Here is a 19,128-nt window from a genome sequence, read left to right on the forward strand (position 1 = left end):
AAAGAGGAAGAGAATAAATGGACACTCAAATTATAACAAATTATTTTCATCAGTACGGTGCCATTGTAATATTCGTTATTGTATTCTTAGAATATTTAAACCTGCCAGGGTTCCCGGCAGGCCTGGTTTTTCCCCTGGCAGGAATCTGGGCATCCCAGGGAGGAATTGGCTTCGGTATGGCGCTTTTGCTTTCAGTATTGGCTGGACTTTGTGGGAGCTCATTGCTTTATTTTGTGGGGAGATTCGGAGGTGAATTTCTATTAAACAGATATGTAAAAAAGTTCCCCAAACATAAGCGGGCAATTGACCAGGCAATGGAACGAGTAAGAAATAAAGGATATATTGGTATATTTATCGGCAAATTAATACCTGTAATTCGGACCATTATACCGATACCAGCAGGTATCCTAAAAATGAATTTTTGGAGATATACGGTATTTTCCATGTTGGGAATTACTATATGGAATCTGACTTTAGTTGGCGCCGGATACCTTTTGGGTAATCCTGTTCTGCAAGTATTAAACGAATGAAAGGAGAAAAATGAAAAATGCAGGATTGGATAATTGTAGTCATGAATCAATTTGGCTGCTTTGAATTTGAAAGAAACCCCATCAGCGTGTATAATGATTAAAGCTGGAAAAAATAAGTGACAAAAGATAATTATTATTATGATGCAAAAAGTTTTACCAAATAGAAATTACGTATAGTTCATGTGATAGAGGGAGGTTAACATGGAGTCGAGTCATGTATTAGTAGTGGAAGACGATAAGGAGATATTAGAGGGTGTCAGCATCTACTTAAAGAATCAGGGATACACCGTTTTTAAGGCATCCAACGGAGTAGAGGGACTTGATATTATCGAAAAGGAAGAGATACACCTTGCAATTGTGGATATCATGATGCCAAGAATGGATGGGATTACCATGACCTTAAAGTTAAGGGAGAAGTATGAATTTCCTGTTATTATGCTGACTGCTAAATCCGAGGAAATCGACAAGGTTACAGGACTTAATATCGGAGCGGATGATTATGTGACAAAACCGTTTACCCCCATGGAACTTCTTGCCAGAGTTAATTCCCATTTAAGGCGTTACGCTAAGTATCTAAATGTACTGGAAGAAAAAAAAGAGGATAATGTCTACCTAATCGGCGGTCTTGAGTTAAATGAAAATACTATACAGGTTATGGTAGACCAAACCCAGGTTAAGTTAACTCCCCTGGAATTTAAAATTTTAGCTTTACTGATTAAAAATCCGGGCAGGGTTTTTTCTGCTGAAGAAATTTATGAAAAAGTATGGAACGAAAGGGCAGTTGGTACGGACACGATTATGGTTCATATTAGAAATATTAGAGAAAAAATTGAAATAAATCCGAAAAATCCAAAATATTTGAAGGTGGTGTGGGGTGTTGGATACAAAATTGAAAAACAATGATTTATCAAAAGTATTGGGTATATTTATCAGCTTATTGCTGCTAACCGCAATCTCCATCGGTGTGATTGCTTCCTATCCGATTATATTGCAAAATGCGAATTCTATTATGGATAGGTCAAACGAGGAAGATAAAAAAATCAAATCAGGGATGGAGAATTCTTATCAAGAAGAATTTTTAAAAGATTTATACCGGGGGAATTATTGTCTGTATTGGGATACCATGGAGCAGGTAAAAGGTAATGTTTTGACCCCGGGAGAAGTGCTTATACCCGGCTCAATAAACTGGGTACAGCCGAAAAATACAGAATACAGCGAGGAATATGCAAATCAGACAAGTACTCAGGTCGAGGGAGAGTTTGACAATAACTATTATGATAAAGAATTTGTTCAAAATATAAACAGTATATTACAAAACTGGCATAATTCTTTTTTTGACAATAGTTTAGCCAGTTATAGTTTAGAGTATTATATTATAGACAATAAAACCGGAAAGACCTTGACTAATACAGTGACTAATTTGAATATACTTCAGGAAAATTCGGAAGAGGCACAGAAAATAAAAGCTTTATATCCTTTTTATGGAGTTTTCCGGTATAAAGAAGACGGAAGCTTGGAGATACCGGAGTTATACGGCCTGGAGGAAAGCCGGAAAGACAGTTTTAAAACCCTGGAATTAACTAAAGAATTATTCAGTAATGAATTATATAACAGTTCCCGGTATCAATATTTCAATCAGATAAAATCTCCTGCAGATGTAACGATTATATATGCCTCCAAAGATAAGGAGTTTTATTATCCGGGAGGAGTAAATTATGATAACCAGTGGAGACAGATCTGGTCTTTCAGAAATGGAGGATTTCTGTATGTCTATGCCATTTCCTTAATCCTGGTAACCTTACTGGCACTCTTGCTTCCATTTAAGAAATCCTTTGGATTAGAGAAAAGCCTGGTTGGAAAAGTACCATTGGAGATTGGTTTTTTAGGAATATGTTTCGTGTTTGGAATATATAGGGACTTGTCCAGTGTGGCTTATGAAACGATATCTGACCACTACTTAGATTTTTCAGAGTATACCATCTTCCCCTACTGGATGCAGAGAATTATGGATTACGGAGCTAATTTCCTTATCTTTCTGTTAATTTTTATGATCTTATTTAGTGTTGTATTATCCGTACGTAATGTGTTTTCCTTAGGATTAAAGTCTTATTTTAAAGAAAGAACTTTGACCGGAATCCTTCTGGTATGGATAAAACGTAATGGAAAAAGATTAATCGCATATCTTTCTGATATCGATTTGACCGACTCTTCCAATAAGGCGATTTTTAAGATACTGGCAGTTAATTTTATTATTCTTACGTTATTATGCAGCATCTGGTTTTTGGGTATTGCAGTTCTGATTCCTTATACCATAATCTTATTTTTTGTCATGAGAAAGATTGTAACGGACATTAAAGCAAAATATGCAAAGCTGCTTAATGCTACCAGCAGTATGGCAGAGGGTAATCTGGAGGTTTCCATAGAGGAGGATTTGGGAGTATTTAACCCCTTAAAAGAAGAACTGGCTAAAGTACAATTTGGCTTTAAAAAGGCTGTGGAACAAGAAATGAAAAGCCAGAAAATGAAAACAGATTTGATAACAAATGTTTCCCATGATTTAAAAACTCCTCTGACGGCTATTATCACTTACGTTAATTTATTAAAAGAAAGGAATATTACGGAAGAGGAAAGAGCTTCTTATATTGAAACCCTGGATAAGAAATCATTACGGTTAAAAAGCCTGATAGAAGATCTGTTTGAAATCAGTAAAGCCTCCAGTAATAACGTTGTCCTGAATTTAGTGGATATGGATTTAGTATCTTTAATAAAGCAGGTACAATTCGAATTATCGGAAAAGATTGAACAGTCTGAAGTGGAATTTCGTTTTCTTTTACCAGAGGAAAAAGTAATATTAAAGTTAGACAGTGACAAAACATTCCGTATCTTTGAAAATCTGATGCTTAATATAACCAAATATGCAATGCCCCATACCAGGGCATATATAGAAATACAGTCATCAGGGAAAGAAGTTACCGTAACCTTAAAGAATATCTCAGCGTCAGAGTTGGATTTTAATTCCCAGGATATCACCGAACGTTTTGTACGGGGAGATAAATCACGAAATACGGAAGGTTCCGGACTTGGCCTTGCTATTGTGAAAAACTTTGTAGAAGTACAGGGAGGCAAATTTAAGATTCATTTGGACGGAGATTTATTCAAAGCAGTTATTATATGGAAGAAATAAGAAAATTGAAATGGTAATGTTACATTAGTGTGAAGAATATGGGGTTGTATTTCGCAGATAATCCGTACGAAATATAATCCCATATTTTATGTGTGCTTAGGAAGAAAGAGGAAAGCCTTACCGGCTTACTTTTGGTGGGCAGGATCCTGCTCCCATTCTGTCTGATGTTTTTTTATCTCATTTACTAAATCCGTACTGTTAATTTTATCAGCTGGGAAATCTATTAAATACAGTCTATGATCAGCCGGTTTATCCACAGTTTCATAAGCTTCCAGTGTTAAAGAATAGGTAGTGATGGGAATATTGTGTTTTTTCATAATAGCATCCAGCTCCAGAAGCCGTTTGCTTAAGACTTCATAGGTGAACTTGTCACTGGAACAGTAGACGGTTAAAGACGCAGGCACCGGTGGATTTGTAATATCATAGGGCATATCCAGTATAAGCTTGTTTAAATCAAATTCACCTTTGCCATAGTCTGCAATCACTATTGTGGTAGGATAAGGAAATTCCTTGTTTAAGATATCTTCCACATCCTTATTAAAAAGGTCACACAGACGGCGGTAGGTTGTAAATTTATTGGCAACTTCATACTCATAATCATCCGTAACCCTGCCCTTACTACAGCTTACCGTAAATTGTGTGTCCTGGCTTTTTTTAGACTGTACTTTGGAAAAATAACCTGAATTCTTAAAGTTATATTTCGTTTCGGAAACTGTCAGGTCAAGGTCCGGGTAAGTTTTATTTATATATGCTTTCATTTTAGAATTGGCAATCTCAGCAGATATCGGATTACCCATAAATCCATTGTATATGTAAAATAAGAAGAAAATAATTGAAAATGCTGCTATGGCTGTGAGTGATTTAAGTAATGTTTTCTTTTTCATAGTTCGTAATACCTTAGTACCATAAATATTCTGCGGTGCTGCCGCAAAATAAGACAGAAAAATTGTCTATAGCTTCCTTTCTGATTTATTTTTCACTCAGGTAATTGCAAAACTAGAGTATAGTGTTTATCTACCATGCAATTAATATAATTTCAGAGCTGAATTTTGCCCTAAACAACTGAAGCTGAGAAATAATACGCCGTCATTATCTATTTCCGAAGTAAAGGTGATAACTCAAATTATACCACAATGTATCTATATTTTGTTAACTGTTTCTCATTGACTTTTTGTTTAAAAAATGTTATTTTGTCCTATATCGGACTAATTTTACTAAACTTAAAAGGAGCTGAATATGGAATATGAAAATGAAAATATTACCAATATACCGGAACAGATAGAGAGCTGGTATAACCAGTGGATTTTAGTAGAAAGATTATATACGGAGTTTGCAAAACGTTATGATCTTACCAGTTCAGCTATGTTTGTTCTCAGAGCAATATTAGAGCATCCTTCCGGCTGTACCCAGCGATATATCTGCGAATCTTTATTTTATCCCAAACAGACGGTATCCAGTATAATACAAGGTTTAATAAATAAAAGCATAGCAGGAAAAAAACAGTCGGAAGAAGATAAACGGAATTATGAAATTTATCTCACGGAAAAAGGATATAAGTTTACATTGGATATGATAAATGATTTAACACAGGCAGAATCGGAAGCATTTAAATCTATAAAGCCAAAGGATAGGGAGGATTTCACTCGAATTAATGAAAACTTAACCAGGGCACTTCGTGTTTCCATGCATATTGACTCGAAAGGTGAGGTTTCATAAAATGGCGGATACGATAAGGGACATGACGGTGGGCAAACCATCCCGCCTCATCTTAGGTTTTGCATTACCGCTAATGATAGGTAATATATTTCAACAGACTTATACTCTGGTAGATACCATTGTAGTGGGGCAGGTTGTGGGTGTTGAGGCCCTGGCATCTCTTGGGGCCGCGGAATGGCCTAATTGGATGGTACTGGGAATGATTGTCGGATTCACTCAAGGATTTTCCATACTGATAGCGCAGAGATTTGGTGCCCGTGATAATGAGGGACTAAAAAAAGCAGTTGGAATGTCCGTAAAACTGGCTGCCGTAATTGCTGTTTTTATGTTGATAATAAGTCAGCTATTAGCACGGCCGGTTTTGGAGTTTTTACATACACCGGAAAATATATTAAGCGGATCTTTAATCTTTTTACGCATTGCTTATCTGGGAGTACCTGTTATCATGGCTTATAACACGTTAGCCTCTATCTTAAGGGCATTAGGAGACGGTAAAACTCCCTTGATTTCAATGATAATAGCATCAGCTGTTAATATACTGTTGGATTGTTTATTTGTAATGGGATTTCAATGGGGCATTGCAGGCGCTGCCACGGCCACTTTGATTGCCCAGATTTGTTCCTGTATCTTTTGTTATCAGGTTATACATAGAAATTCTTATTTAAAGATGAGTAAAAAAGATTGGGAACTGGACTTCTCGGTTATAAAAAAATTAATAGCTCTTGGTATTCCATCCTCCTTTCAGAATGGTATTATTGCAGTGGGAGGATTAGTGGTCCAATATGTAATTAATGGATTTGGTTTTATATTTGTTGCAGGATTTACAGCAACCAATAAATTATATGGTTTATTAGAGATTGCAGCAACTTCTTTTGGTTTTGCAGCAGCTACCTTTACCGGACAGAATCTTGGCGCAGGGAAGATAAGGAGAATCAGGGAAGGGATGAGAAGCGGAATTATTATGGCTGTTATTACCTCCGGAATCATCTCAATTATTATGTTGGTATTTGGCCGGCATATACTTGGATTATTTATATCCGGAACCAAAGAGGAAACAACTGAGGTTATAAAAATAGCATACCGTTATTTAAGCATTATGGCGGCTCTATTATTTATCTTATATCTGCTGCATCTGTACCGGTCTGCCCTACAGGGTATGGGGGACACCATAACCCCTATGATATCCGGTATTGTTGAATTGTGTATGCGTGTTTTAATTATACTTATACTTCCGAAACTAATTGGCGATTGGGGCGTCTATTTCGCTGAAGTTGCAGCCTGGACCGGAGCTGAATTTTTACTAATGGTTATGTATTATGTGAGAGTTCACAGGTTTTTTGTAATGGAAAGAGGATTAGCAAATATTTTAAAGGAGAATACATATGACTTATGTAAATGACAGAGATGAGAAAAGGGCTTTTTATAAATTAGTTTTTTCATTGGTTCTGCCAATGACACTGCAAAATCTTATTAATGTTGGAGTAACTTCCATCGACGTAATAATGCTGGGAAAGGTAAGTGAAACCGCTTTGTCAGGCGCATCTTTAGCAGGCCAGGTGCAATTTATTATGACACTGATTTTCTTTGGATTGACCTCTGGAGCGGCGGTATTAACGGCTCAGTATTGGGGAAAAAAAGATATCCTTACCATAGAAAAAGTGCTTGGAATTACTATGCGGTTTGCTTTGGTGGTAGCAGTTATATTTACGTTGGCGGTGCTTCTGTTTCCGGCACCAATTATGGGGTTATTTACTTCAGAAGAGACGGTATTAAATGAGGGTGTACATTATTTGAAAATTATAAGCATTTCCTATATATTTGTTTCCATAACCATGATTTACTTAAATATTATGCGAAGTGTGGAACGTGTTGTAGTATCTACAGTAGTATATCTGGTATCTTTAATAGTTAATGTAATTTTGGCATCCATCCTTATTTTTGGTTTATTTGGTATTGAACCTATGGGTATCAGGGGAGCTGCCATTGCAACTTTAGTTTCAAGAATTGTGGAATTTGTGATAGTTGTGATTTATTCCACAAAGATAAACAGAGAAATTAAGTTCCATATTAAAAATTTATTCATTAAGGATAAGATTCTTATGAAGGATTTTCTTACGTTCGCATTTCCGGTTATGTTAAACGAATTGATCTGGGGAGCAGGTACCTCGACGAATGCCGCCATTATAGGGCATTTGGGAAGTCCGGTAGTTGCCGCTAATTCCGTGACCCAGGTTACCAGACAGCTTGCAATGGTAGTTGCCTTTGGTCTTGCCAACGCAACTGCTATCATTCTCGGTAAAGCTATTGGGGAACAGAAAGAGGAACTGGCGAAGGTATATGCAAAACGTTTTATCCGCTTAACACTGATTGTCGGAGTCATCGGGGCAGGCGTTATATTAGGGGTATCAGGAATAGCCCAGAGTCAGTTAACTTTAAGTACGGAGGCGAAAGAATACTTAAAGATAATGATGTTTGTTATGTCCTATTTTGCAATCGGGCAGGCTTATAATACCACTATGGTAGTTGGTGTATTCAGAGCCGGCGGTGATACAAAATTTGGTTTGATATTAGATTTTTCAACTCTTTGGGGATGCTCCATCCTTTTTGGGGCCCTGGCGGCTTTTGTTTGGAAATTACCGATTCCAATTGTTTACATGATTATTATGAGTGATGAAATTATAAAGATTCCTCTTACTACCCTGCGTTATAAATCCTTTAAATGGGTACGTAATGTAACAAGAGGGTAATCTTGAAAGTATTCTGCCGAGTATGCTCGCAAACCGGAGAAACTGTAAAGTTTCTTCCGGTTTTACGGTATTCCCTTTAATCTCAGGGAAAGCAAAAGCTAGCAGATGCAAGTTAGCTTGCCCAGATACGAGCATACACGCTTAATAATAAATTAGAAACATTGAAAGGCCCAGATACGGTTTAAATTAATTCTTTCGAAAGTCCAGGCAAATCCTCTCCAACGGAATCCCAATACCGCCTGACGGCCAACAAATGTCGGAAAGAACCAAAAACTGTTACCATTGTTCAGCCAGATAAAAGTATTCCTGAATAAACAATTTCTAAGACCTCTTGGACCGGTTTGACTAGATGGAATACGTGGTGAAAATGTTGGCGGTGCCGACCTGGGAGGCTGCGGCTGTCCACCTGTCGGTGGTATTGGCCGCGGAGGTGTAACAGGCGGCCGTGGAGGCGTAACAGGCGGCCGTGGAGGTGTGACAGGCGGCCGTGGAGGTGTAACAGGCGGCCGTGGAGGTGTGACAGGCGGTCGTGGAGGTGTAACAGGCGGCCGTGGAGGTGTGACAGGCGGTCGTGGAGGTGTAAACGGTGGCCGTTGTGGTGTTCCAGGTGGCCGTGATGGTGTAAATGGGGGTGCAAACGGAGGTTGATTACCTCTTCCGGGACCTCTGTCCTCTCTTTGGTTTTCATCTCTTCTTGGCGGGCGTCCGGTTTCCCCTGGTTGCTGCATAAATGTCATATCAGGAAAAGCCGTCTGCTCACTGTTAGAATTCTGGAAGTTTTGAAATTTATCTTGATAAAATTGATCGTCCTGCAATAAAATACCCCTTTCAGCTTTATATAATAATTTATGCAGAACGATTAAGAAGCGTGTGCTTTTATGGGTATTACAATTAATTATTGACAAACAATAATTGAAATGATATATTTAATAAAAATAAAAACTGAATAAATCTTCAGGGCAGGGTGTAATTCCCTACCGGCGGTATAGCCCGCGAGCCATTTGGCAGATTCGGTGAAACTCCGAAGCCGACAGTAAAGTCTGGATGAAAGAAGATTCCATAGATTCTATTTATGATTATATAAGTATAACGGTAAATAATCTGACATAGAATTCCTATATAAGAATGCTTTATAAGCCCTGATTGATTCAGGGCTTTATTTTTTTGTTTAAAAGGAAAGTTCTTTGAAATTGATTGGTTTATCAAGAATTGGCAACAATAACTCTGAGGTGCATGTATATGGAAATTAAATTTATGAAAAAAGCTTTAGAATTAGCGGAAAATGGTATTGGATATACGAATCCGAATCCGCTTGTGGGAGCTGTTATAGTCAAAGAGGGTAATATAATCGGAGAGGGTTATCATGAGTTTTTCGGAGGACCACATGCGGAAATAAACGCTTTTAAAAATGCAACAGAAGATGTGACCGGAGCGACCATGTATGTCAGTCTTGAACCGTGTTCCCATTACGGAAAAACTCCGCCCTGTGCAGAGGCCATTGTGCATAATGGAATTAAAAAGGTTGTAATAGCTATGGAAGACCCCAATCCCGAAGTTTCCGGCAGAGGAATTAAATTATTAAGGGAAAATAATATTGAAGTTATAACCGGAGTATTGCAAGAGGAAAGCAGAAAGTTAAATGAAATATTCATCAAGTATATCACGACGAAGTTACCTTTCTGTTTATTAAAATCTGCTATGACTCTGGATGGGAAAATCGCTTCGGTAACCGGGGATTCCAAATGGATAACCAATAATGAATCCAGACAATATGTTCATAAGCTAAGGAATAGGATGTCGGCCGTTATGGTCGGAGCAGGGACAGTTATGAAAGACGATCCTTTCTTAAATACACGCCTTATAAATGGAGATGGCAGGGATCCTGTCAGGATAATAGTTGACAGCAGTGCAAGAATTCCAGTGACTTCAACGGTATTAAACCTTAAATCCCGGGCAAAAACTATTATCGCTACAACCACCCTGGCTAAAGACGAAAAGCTTAAGGAACTTGAGAAAAAGGGAGCGGAAATCATTGTAACTCCTATAGCGGAAACAAAAGTTGACCTAAAGTATTTAATGAAAGCATTGGGAGACAGGGATATTGACAGTGTTTTGCTGGAGGGAGGCAGTGAGTTGAATTATTCTGCTATAAAGGAAAACATAGTAGATAAAATAAACCTCTTTATTGCACCTAAAATTATTGGCGGGAGGGATGCTAAAACTCCTGTGGGCGGTGTGGGAATCAAGTTTATGAAAGATGCAGTTCACCTTAAAGATATTAAAACCGTTACATTTGGACAGGACATTATGATAGAAGGATATTTAGACAAGGAGGGATAATCCATGTTTACCGGCCTAATAGAAGAAATCGGTGAAATTCAGAACATAATCAAATCAGTAAAATCTGCAAAATTAAGAATCAAAGCAGGCAATATACTGGAGGATGTAAATTCCGGAGACAGTATTAGTACGAATGGAGTATGTTTAACGGTTACAGAACATAGTTTTGACAGTTTTACCGTTGATGTTATGGCTGAGACCATGAGAAAGAGCAATCTTCATCTTCTCTCGCCAGGTGACAGAGTTAATTTAGAAAGGGCTTTAAGAGCAGGGGATCGAATGGGTGGACACATTGTCAGCGGACACATTGACGGCATGGGAACAATAACTAAATATGAAAAAGAGGATAACGCAGTTTGGGTGACCATAAATGCGGAACCGGAAATCATGAAATATATTATTTTTAAGGGATCGGTATCCATAGATGGTGTCAGTTTAACAGTGGCGTATATCGATGATACAATATTTAGAGTGTCCATAATTCCCCATACCAGGGATCTGACAACGCTGATTAATAAAAAGATTGGTGACCGGGTTAATATTGAATGCGATATGATTGGTAAATATATTGAAAAATTACTCTTTAAAAAGGAACAGGAGAAGAAAACGGGAATTGATATGGAATTCTTAAGTCAAACCGGTTTTATCTAATGATAAATTAATATGAAGTAAGTATTCAAAGAAAATAAAGAAAAGTATATAGGTTTAGATTACCTTTATTTTTAAATTAAGCTAGTACACAGATAAGATTGACTTTAGAAGGAGGTTAAATATGTATAAATTTAATACTATTGAAGAAGCGATAGAAGATATTAAAGATGGTAAAATGATTATTGTCGTAGATGATGAAGACAGGGAAAATGAGGGTGATCTGTTAATGGCAGCAGAGAAAGTAAGACCGGAAGCCATTAATTTTATGGCTAAATACGGAAGAGGATTAATTTGTATGCCGGTAAACGAAGAAAGATTACAGGAACTTAATCTTCAGTTAATGGTTTCAAATAACACCGAATCACACCAGACAGCATTTACCGTATCCATTGATGCCAAAGAAACTACAACCGGTATCTCTGCACAGGAAAGAGCAATGACCATAAAAAAAATTGTGGATGAACAAGTAAAAGAAGAGGATTTTAAAAGGCCAGGGCATGTTTTTCCACTGGAAGCAAAAAAAGGAGGGGTACTAAAACGTGCGGGACATACGGAAGCAGCAGTTGATCTGTCTGTTTTAGCAGGATTATATCCGGCGGGTGTAATTTGTGAGATTATGAATGAGGATGGTACGATGGCCAGAGTGCCGGAACTTATGGAATTCGCTTCTAAACATGGATTAAAAATCATAACCATAGCAGATTTAATCTACTACCGCCGTAAAACTGAGATTTTTATAAAAAGGGCTGCAGAAGCAAAACTTCCTACTAAATACGGTGAGTTCAGAATGATAGGATATGAAAATAACTTAAACGGAGAACACCATGTAGCTTTGGTAAAAGGCGATATAAATGACGGAGATCCGGTTTTAGTAAGGGTTCATTCAGAGTGCCTTACGGGAGATGCTTTCGGTTCCCTGCGGTGTGACTGCGGGGAGCAGCTTGCGGAGGCTTTAAGAAGAATTGAAGAGGAAGGCCGGGGAATCCTTTTGTATATGCGTCAGGAAGGCCGGGGAATCGGATTAATAAATAAAATAAGAGCCTACGCCCTGCAGGATCAAGGTATGGATACTGTGGAAGCAAATCTGGCATTGGGCTTTCCGGAAGATATGAGGGATTATGGGATTGGAGCCCAGATATTAGCGGATCTGGGAGCGAAGAAAGTAATACTGCTTACCAATAATCCACGAAAAATCAAAGGGTTGTCAGGTTATGGAATTGAAATAGTCAACAGAAAACCCATACAGATGAATCACAATGAAAGAAATGAGTACTATTTAAGAACCAAAAAAATAAAAATGGGACATATGTTAAATTTTAAGGAGGAACAATAGATGAGAACAATCGAAGGAAATTTAATTGCACAAGGATTAAAATTTGGAATAATTGCAGGTAGATTTAATGAGTTCATCAGCAGTAAATTAGTAAGCGGTGCAATCGATGCCTTGAAAAGACATGGCGTTGATGAAAATGATATCGATATTACCTGGGTACCGGGTGCTTTTGAAATACCCTTAACGGCTAAAAAGATGGCAAAATCACAGAAATATAGCGGAGTAATCTGCCTTGGAGCCGTTATCCGGGGTGCAACACCTCATTTTGATTATGTATCCAATGAAGTTTCCAAAGGAATTGCCCATGTAACATTAGAAACGGAGATTCCGGTAATATTCGGAGTCCTTACCACGGATAATATAGAGCAGGCAATCGAAAGAGCTGGTACCAAAGCAGGTAATAAAGGCTATGATGCAGCCATAACAGCCATAGAGATGGCAAATCTCTTAAAACAGCTTTAATATGGAAATTAATAAAAAGATACCCACAGGGGATATAAGGACTATATTTTTTGATTATGACGGTACCTTGCATGATAGTTTAAAAATTTATTCCCTGGCATTTAAAAAGGCTTATGTTTATCTTGTAAACGAAGGCCTGGCTGAGGATAAAGAATGGTCAGATAAAGAAATCAGTTATTGGCTGGGGTATAATGCAAAAGAGATGTGGAAGAGTTTCCGGCCGGATCTTAGCAGTGAATTACAGCAATATTGCAGTAATATAATTGGCAGCGAAATGAAAGAACTGATTGAACAGGGAAAACCTGTATTATATGAAGGAGCTTTTGATGTCCTGTCATATTTAAAAAATACCGGTTTTCATCTGATTTTTATCAGTAACTGTAATGTCTATTACATGGAGAGTCATAAGAAATTATTTCAACTGGATCGATATTTTGATACGTTCCTATGTTCGGAAGAATATAATTATAATCCTAAGTCCGAAATCATTAGTAATATAAAAAATCTTTACCCGGAAAAAATGGTTATCGTAGGTGACAGAAAACAGGATATGGATGCCGGTGTCAAAAACGGAATTTATACAATAGGATGTCGGTTTGGTTATGCACGTGCAACCGAACTGGAGGAAGCGGATATTTTAATTGATGATATCAGGGAACTAACCGGTATTTTTTAATCTGCTGTAAAAAGTCACTGAGTAGCCAGCATATAAGAATTAGTATTTACTTCAAAACCTTACAGGTGTATAATAAATATATAATAATTAATAAAATAGTTCGTGCTGAGCACAAGGGTATGTCCCAAGTGAAAAGGCGAGAGTATAGAGTACACAAAACTGGTATACGTAATATCCCGTTTTGTGGCTATTCAGTCACAGCGGTTCTGGCGAACCGATGCACATGCATATTTTGCACTGATTAACTCGAAATTCTGCGAATTTCCCGGGTGACTGAATAATTAGGTTTTGCTTTTATCCTTGTGCCTCTTTATAGGGCGCAGGGATTTTTTATTTCCGCGAACGCAAAGTGAGAATTAGCAAGCTTGCTTGCAATAATTCGAACGCGCACGCGAACCGAAGAAACTCTCAAAGCGTGTTTCTTCCGGTTTCCGCGAAAGCACATTCATATCCTTTTACCTTAAAAGAAAGCGAGTAATAAAGATGCCTGATAAGAAAAAACTAATTGACACCTTAGAATTACAAAAAACATTAACCAAGGAAGAATTTATTGAACTTCTTACCGGATTTACCGATGAAGATGCAGAGTATATCAGACAAAAAGCAGTTAAAAACGCATTACAATATTTTGATAACAAAATTTATACCAGAGGTTTAATTGAATTTACAAATTATTGTAAAAACGACTGTTATTATTGCGGGATCCGTAAAAGTAATACGAAAGTTACCCGGTACAGATTGACCAAAGAAGATATACTACAGTGCTGCAAACAGGGATATGAGCTGGGATTCCGTACTTTTGTGCTGCAGGGCGGAGAAGATTTACGATATTCCGATGATGAGCTGGCTGATATTATATCAACGATAAAAGCGGGTTACCCTGACTGTGCCATCACTCTGTCCATTGGAGAAAAGAGCTACGAGTCTTATTTAGCTTACTTTAAGGCAGGAGCAGACCGATACCTGTTACGTCATGAGACAGCCAACCAGGAGCATTATGGGAAACTTCATCCGGATTCTTTAAGTTTGGAAAACCGGAAACAATGCCTTAGGAATTTAAAGGACATCGGATATCAGGTAGGTACCGGTTTTATGGTTGGGTCTCCCTATCAGACCGCGGAATACCTGGCTGAAGATTTGCTTTTTATTAAGGAATTATCCCCTGCAATGATAGGCATCGGACCATATCTGCCCCATCATGATACACCGTTTGCAGATATGGAGAAAGGTTCCATGGAACTTACGCTGTATTTAATCAGTATATTACGCTTAATGGTACCGAATGCTTTAATACCTGCAACTACCGCTCTTGGTACAATTCATCCGCTGGGAAGAGAAAAGGGTGTTTTATCCGGTGCTAACGTGGTTATGCCAAATTTGTCCCCTGTAACCGTTCGTAAAAAATATGAACTTTATGATAATAAAATCTGCACCGGAGATGAAGCTGCTGAATGTAAAGTCTGTCTGCAAAACAGGATGAAAAAAGTTGGTTATGAAATTATCAGTGCCAGAGGTGATTTTGTACCTATAGAGGGATAATAAAAAAAGTTGTTGCATTACTTTAAAATTTTGCAACAGCTTTTTTATTTTCCGCGAAAGCAAAGTGAGAATTGGCAAGCTTGCTTGCAATAATTCCAACCCGCACGCGAACCGAAGAAACTCCCAAAACGTGTCTCTTCCGGTTTATAGAAAAGTTCGCCGAACCAAGCCAGACTCTTTCTTGTAAATTTTAAACGGGAAAACAATAATTTTTATCATTAAAAATACTTGCCAAAATAAATGGGAGTATGTTACTCTATAATCACATAATGATAATGAAAATCAGTTGCAATTACCCGGAGGTGAAAGATGAGCATCGTAATAGTCGGAGGACATGACAGAATGGTCTGTACATATAAAGAGATTTGCAAACAGCATAAGTGTAAGGCTAAGGTATTTACACATATGCCCGCCAACTTTAAAACCATGGTAGGAAAACCGGATCTGCTTATTTTATTTACCAATACCGTTTCTCATAAAATGGTTGTTTCTGCCCTTCAGGCGGTGGAAAAAGATGATACAATTATTGAAAGAAGCCACAGCAGCAGTGCCTGCGCATTAAAAGACATATTATTGGAATATTGCGCGGTATAACATTTTATTTCTTCGGGAGCACCCGGTTACTTTTAAACTTAAGGAGGATTCTTATGAATAAGATATATATAGTATATTGGAGTGGAACAGGTAATACAGAAAAGATGGCGAAAATGATTGGCGAAGGTGTCATTTCGGAAGGGAGAGAAGCAGAGGTTATTGAAGTTTCAAAATTAAAAGCGGAAGTGCTAAAAGAGGTACCTGTATTTGCTCTGGGATGCCCACCCATGGGGGCAGAAGAACTGGAGGAAGAATATATGGAACCTTTTGTAGCCGAAGTTGAAAAGTTTGCACAAGGAAAAAAAATTGGTTTATTTGGTTCGTACGGTTGGGGAGATTGTGAATGGATGTCTGATTGGGCAGCAAGATTCATTAGGGCAGGAGCAGAAATAGTAAACGGAACAGGTGTTACCGTTCTTGGTGAACCGGATGAAGAAACCCTGGATAAGTGTTATCAGCTGGGGAAAAACCTGACCTTTTTATAATGAATAATAGAAAAGAAAATTGCCAATAATCAAAGCAAATTCACCCCTTGCCAGAATTAATAATAATATTAATATCTATAAAAACAATTATGGAAACGGAGGAGTTCTTATGGAATGGATGAATAAGGATAAATATTTACAAAGCTTTGATTACGCCGGGCATACTTACTATTATTACAATATCGCAGCATTGATGAAAGAAAGTTATGATATTAACCGTTTACCCTACAGTATCCGCATTTTATTAGAAGCCGTATTAAGGCAATATGATAACAGTGTAATAACAAGGGAACATATCAATGCTTTAGTTAACTGGACAAAAACAGATAAGGAAGCAGAAGAGATTCCATTTAAGCCATCCCGTGTTATTTTGCAGGATTTTACAGGTGTTCCTGCTATCGTAGACCTGGCGTCCATGAGAGAAGCTATAGTAAGATTCAGTCAGGAATTAAAGGAAGAAAATAACCATAAGACAGCAGAAAGACCTGTGGACATGGAATTAATGAATCAAATTAATCCGGAAATTTCCGTAGATCTGGTTATCGATCATTCGGTACAGGTTGATTTCTATGGTTCACCTGGTTCATTAGAGAAGAATATGAAATTGGAGTTCGAAAGAAATTTAGAACGGTATGAATTCCTTAACTGGGCTTCCAAAGCATTTTATAACCTTAAAGTAGTTCCACCTGCCACCGGTATCATTCATCAGGTAAACCTGGAATATTTGGCTCAGGTAGTCATGAAAAAGACGGATGGCGGGAAAACGCTTCTGTATCCGGACACATTGGTAGGAACGGATTCCCACACAACCATGATAAATGCATTGGGTATATTGGGCTGGGGTGTGGGAGGCATAGAAGCGGAAGCAGCTATGTTAGGCCAGCCTTCATTTTTCTCCGTACCTGAAGTCATAGGAGTGAGATTTACCGGCAGATTATCCGAGGGAATAACGGCTACGGATCTGGCTTTACAGGTTACGAAACTGCTGCGTCAAAGAGGTGTGGTAAATAAATTCATCGAATTTTTCGGCGAGGGTATCAAACATCTGTCTTTAGCTGACCGGGCAACTATAGCTAATATGGCACCGGAATATGGTGCTACCTGCGGATTTTTCCCGGTGGATGGGGAGACGCTTAAATACCTTTTACTAACCGGACGCACAGAAGAACAAACGCAATTAATAAAAGCTTATTTCGTTAATAACCAAATGTTTTATCATGAGGGTGAACAGGAGCCCAGTTACAACGAAATTATCGAAATTGATTTATCCCATGTCAAACCAGGCCTATCCGGTCCAAAACGCCCTCAGGATCTTATTCCTCTTGATAAAATGAAAGAGGAATTCCTTAATTCCCTATCCTTACCTTTGGGAAACCGTGGTTTGGGTTTAGGAGAAGAGGAACGTAAGAAACAAGTCCGGTTTAGATTGCAGGACGGAGGAGATGCAGTGCTTAAAACCGGTTCCCTGGTAATAGCGTCGATTACCTCCTGTACCAATACCTCCAATCCTTATGTTATGTTCGGGGCGGGGTTATTAGCCAAGAAGGCAGTACGAAAAGGTTTAAGCGTACCTCCTCATGTAAAAACCTCATTTGCACCCGGTTCCAGAGTAGTATCGGATTATTTAAGTAATTCAGGATTACAAGAATATCTGGATCGGCTTAGATTCCATGTGGTTGGATATGGTTGTGCTACCTGTATCGGTAATTCTGGCCCGCTTTTACCGGAAATCGAAGATGCAATACGAAAGAATAACCTGTTGGTAACTTCCATATTATCCGGTAACCGTAATTTTGAGGGACGTATTCACCCCTTAGTAAAAGCGAATTATCTGGCTTCGCCAATACTGGTGGTGGCATATGCATTGGCAGGAACCATGAATATAGATTTAGTAAACGAGCCAATTGGAACAGACCAGAAAAACCAGCCGGTTTATTTAAAAGATATATGGCCGTCTTCTCAGGAAATCCATGCTGCTATGGGAGAACATGTTAAAGCGGAGTTGTTTCAAAAGGAGTATGAAAAAGTATATGGAAGTAATGTTATGTGGAATTCCATTAAAGCAGATGCAGGTCCCCTTTATCCATTTAAGGATTCATCCACATATATTCAGAATCCTGCGTATTTTCAAAATATCTCTCATAGTTCCAGGGAGATTACCGAATTAAAGAACCTGCGTATCGTTGGTTTATTTGGAGATTCCATTACTACCGATCATATTTCGCCGGCAGGAGCCATTGGTAAAGATACACCTGCAGGACATTATTTAACTGAACATGGAGTCGGTTATAAAGACTTTAATACCTACGGTGCAAGGCGGGGTAACCACGAAGTTATGATGAGGGGAACATTTGCCAACATCCGTATCCGTAACAAACTAGCGCCGGAGACGGAGGGTGGTTATACAATGTACTGGCCAACAAAAGAAGTCAAAACGATTTATGAAGCCTGTATGAAATATCAGGAGGATAACACCGGACTTGTTGTGATTGCCGGAAAAGATTATGGAATGGGTTCCTCCAGGGATTGGGCAGCCAAAGGTCCCAGCCTTCTAGGAATTAAAACAGTCATTGCAGAAAGTTTTGAACGGATCCACCGCTCAAATCTTGTTATGATGGGAATCCTGCCCCTGCAATTTATGGAAAAGGAGTCGGCCCAAACCCTGGGTTTGAACGGTGAAGAAATTATAACGATCCATCTTACAGACAAGGTAAAACCCAATGATATAATTACAGTAACCGCAAAATCAGATGGTAGAATGATAGACTTTAAAGTAAAGGTTCGTTTTGATTCTAAAATAGATTTGGAATATTACCGTAACGGCGGGATTCTGCCTATGGTTTTAAGAAAGAAATTAAAAATTATATAATA

Annotated in this window: 17 protein-coding genes and 1 riboswitch; of the genes, 16 read left to right on the forward strand and 1 reads right to left on the reverse strand. The window is 38.2% G+C overall.

Annotation, left to right across the window (positions count from 1 at the left end):
• Positions 1–17: 17 nt before the first annotated feature.
• The 3 genes from Ana3638_RS09345 (at position 18) to Ana3638_RS09355 (ending at position 3,714) form a co-directional block, all read left to right on the forward strand.
• Positions 18–530, forward strand: a complete 513-nt coding sequence (locus Ana3638_RS09345) for a DedA family protein (protein WP_161837782.1) — start codon at positions 18–20, stop codon at positions 528–530.
• Between the two features lie 201 nt (positions 531–731).
• On the forward strand, positions 732–1,433 hold the full coding sequence (locus Ana3638_RS09350; protein ID WP_161837783.1) for a response regulator transcription factor: 702 nt from the start codon (positions 732–734) through the stop codon (positions 1,431–1,433).
• Positions 1,408–3,714: a sensor histidine kinase gene (locus tag Ana3638_RS09355; RefSeq protein ID WP_161837784.1), complete on the forward strand. Its 2,307-nt coding sequence runs from the start codon at positions 1,408–1,410 to the stop codon at positions 3,712–3,714. Before Ana3638_RS09350 ends, Ana3638_RS09355 begins: the two co-directional genes overlap by 26 nt.
• 125 nt (positions 3,715–3,839) lie before the next feature.
• Here Ana3638_RS09355 and Ana3638_RS09360 read toward each other — a convergent pair whose 3' ends face one another.
• The gene (locus tag Ana3638_RS09360; RefSeq protein WP_161837785.1) at positions 3,840–4,598 is read right to left on the reverse strand and encodes a YfjL-like protein; all 759 of its coding nucleotides are present in this window, start codon (positions 4,596–4,598) and stop codon (positions 3,840–3,842) included.
• A gap of 352 nt (positions 4,599–4,950) precedes the next feature.
• On the opposite strand from Ana3638_RS09360, the gene Ana3638_RS09365 reads away from it, so the two are divergent.
• The 13 genes from Ana3638_RS09365 to acnA all read left to right on the forward strand — a co-directional run bounded on the left by Ana3638_RS09365 (position 4,951) and on the right by acnA (position 19,126).
• A complete protein-coding gene (locus Ana3638_RS09365; protein WP_161837786.1) occupies positions 4,951–5,430 on the forward strand; it encodes a MarR family winged helix-turn-helix transcriptional regulator in 480 nt (159 codons plus the stop codon).
• Position 5,431: 1 nt separating this feature from the next.
• The gene (locus tag Ana3638_RS09370) at positions 5,432–6,829 is read left to right on the forward strand and encodes an MATE family efflux transporter (RefSeq protein WP_161837787.1); all 1,398 of its coding nucleotides are present in this window, start codon (positions 5,432–5,434) and stop codon (positions 6,827–6,829) included.
• Positions 6,813–8,177 carry an MATE family efflux transporter gene (locus tag Ana3638_RS09375; protein ID WP_161837788.1) on the forward strand — a complete coding sequence of 455 codons (1,365 nt, stop codon included), beginning with the start codon at positions 6,813–6,815 and terminating at the stop codon, positions 8,175–8,177. Before Ana3638_RS09370 ends, Ana3638_RS09375 begins: the two co-directional genes overlap by 17 nt.
• 474 nt (positions 8,178–8,651) lie before the next feature.
• A complete protein-coding gene (locus Ana3638_RS09380; protein WP_161837789.1) occupies positions 8,652–8,825 on the forward strand; it encodes a hypothetical protein in 174 nt (57 codons plus the stop codon).
• 298 nt (positions 8,826–9,123) lie between these two features.
• Positions 9,124–9,237, forward strand: a riboswitch (FMN riboswitch).
• Between the two features lie 179 nt (positions 9,238–9,416).
• The gene (gene ribD / locus Ana3638_RS09385) at positions 9,417–10,517 is read left to right on the forward strand and encodes a bifunctional diaminohydroxyphosphoribosylaminopyrimidine deaminase/5-amino-6-(5-phosphoribosylamino)uracil reductase RibD (protein ID WP_161837790.1); all 1,101 of its coding nucleotides are present in this window, start codon (positions 9,417–9,419) and stop codon (positions 10,515–10,517) included.
• A gap of 3 nt (positions 10,518–10,520) precedes the next feature.
• Positions 10,521–11,168 (forward strand): riboflavin synthase, encoded by a 648-nt coding sequence (locus tag Ana3638_RS09390; protein ID WP_161837791.1) that lies wholly within the window; start codon positions 10,521–10,523, stop codon positions 11,166–11,168.
• A gap of 121 nt (positions 11,169–11,289) precedes the next feature.
• Positions 11,290–12,501 (forward strand): bifunctional 3,4-dihydroxy-2-butanone-4-phosphate synthase/GTP cyclohydrolase II, encoded by a 1,212-nt coding sequence (locus tag Ana3638_RS09395; protein WP_161837792.1) that lies wholly within the window; start codon positions 11,290–11,292, stop codon positions 12,499–12,501.
• A complete protein-coding gene (ribH, locus tag Ana3638_RS09400) occupies positions 12,502–12,963 on the forward strand; it encodes a 6,7-dimethyl-8-ribityllumazine synthase (protein WP_161837793.1) in 462 nt (153 codons plus the stop codon).
• 1 nt (position 12,964) lies between these two features.
• Positions 12,965–13,639 carry an HAD family hydrolase gene (locus Ana3638_RS09405; RefSeq protein ID WP_161837794.1) on the forward strand — a complete coding sequence of 225 codons (675 nt, stop codon included), beginning with the start codon at positions 12,965–12,967 and terminating at the stop codon, positions 13,637–13,639.
• A 483-nt stretch (positions 13,640–14,122) separates the two neighbouring features.
• Positions 14,123–15,178 carry a [FeFe] hydrogenase H-cluster radical SAM maturase HydE gene (gene hydE, locus Ana3638_RS09410; RefSeq protein WP_161837795.1) on the forward strand — a complete coding sequence of 352 codons (1,056 nt, stop codon included), beginning with the start codon at positions 14,123–14,125 and terminating at the stop codon, positions 15,176–15,178.
• A gap of 309 nt (positions 15,179–15,487) precedes the next feature.
• A complete protein-coding gene (locus tag Ana3638_RS09415) occupies positions 15,488–15,772 on the forward strand; it encodes a DUF2325 domain-containing protein (protein WP_161837796.1) in 285 nt (94 codons plus the stop codon).
• 53 nt (positions 15,773–15,825) lie between these two features.
• Positions 15,826–16,257 carry a flavodoxin gene (locus Ana3638_RS09420; protein ID WP_161837797.1) on the forward strand — a complete coding sequence of 144 codons (432 nt, stop codon included), beginning with the start codon at positions 15,826–15,828 and terminating at the stop codon, positions 16,255–16,257.
• Positions 16,258–16,366: 109 nt separating this feature from the next.
• Complete coding sequence (gene acnA / locus Ana3638_RS09425; RefSeq protein ID WP_161837798.1) at positions 16,367–19,126, forward strand: aconitate hydratase AcnA; 2,760 nt, start codon at positions 16,367–16,369, stop codon at positions 19,124–19,126.
• Positions 19,127–19,128 lie beyond the last annotated feature (2 nt).

Origin of the sequence: Anaerocolumna sedimenticola (assembly GCF_009931695.1) — a bacterium.
Classification (GTDB): Bacteria; Bacillota; Clostridia; order Lachnospirales; family Lachnospiraceae; genus Anaerocolumna; species Anaerocolumna sedimenticola.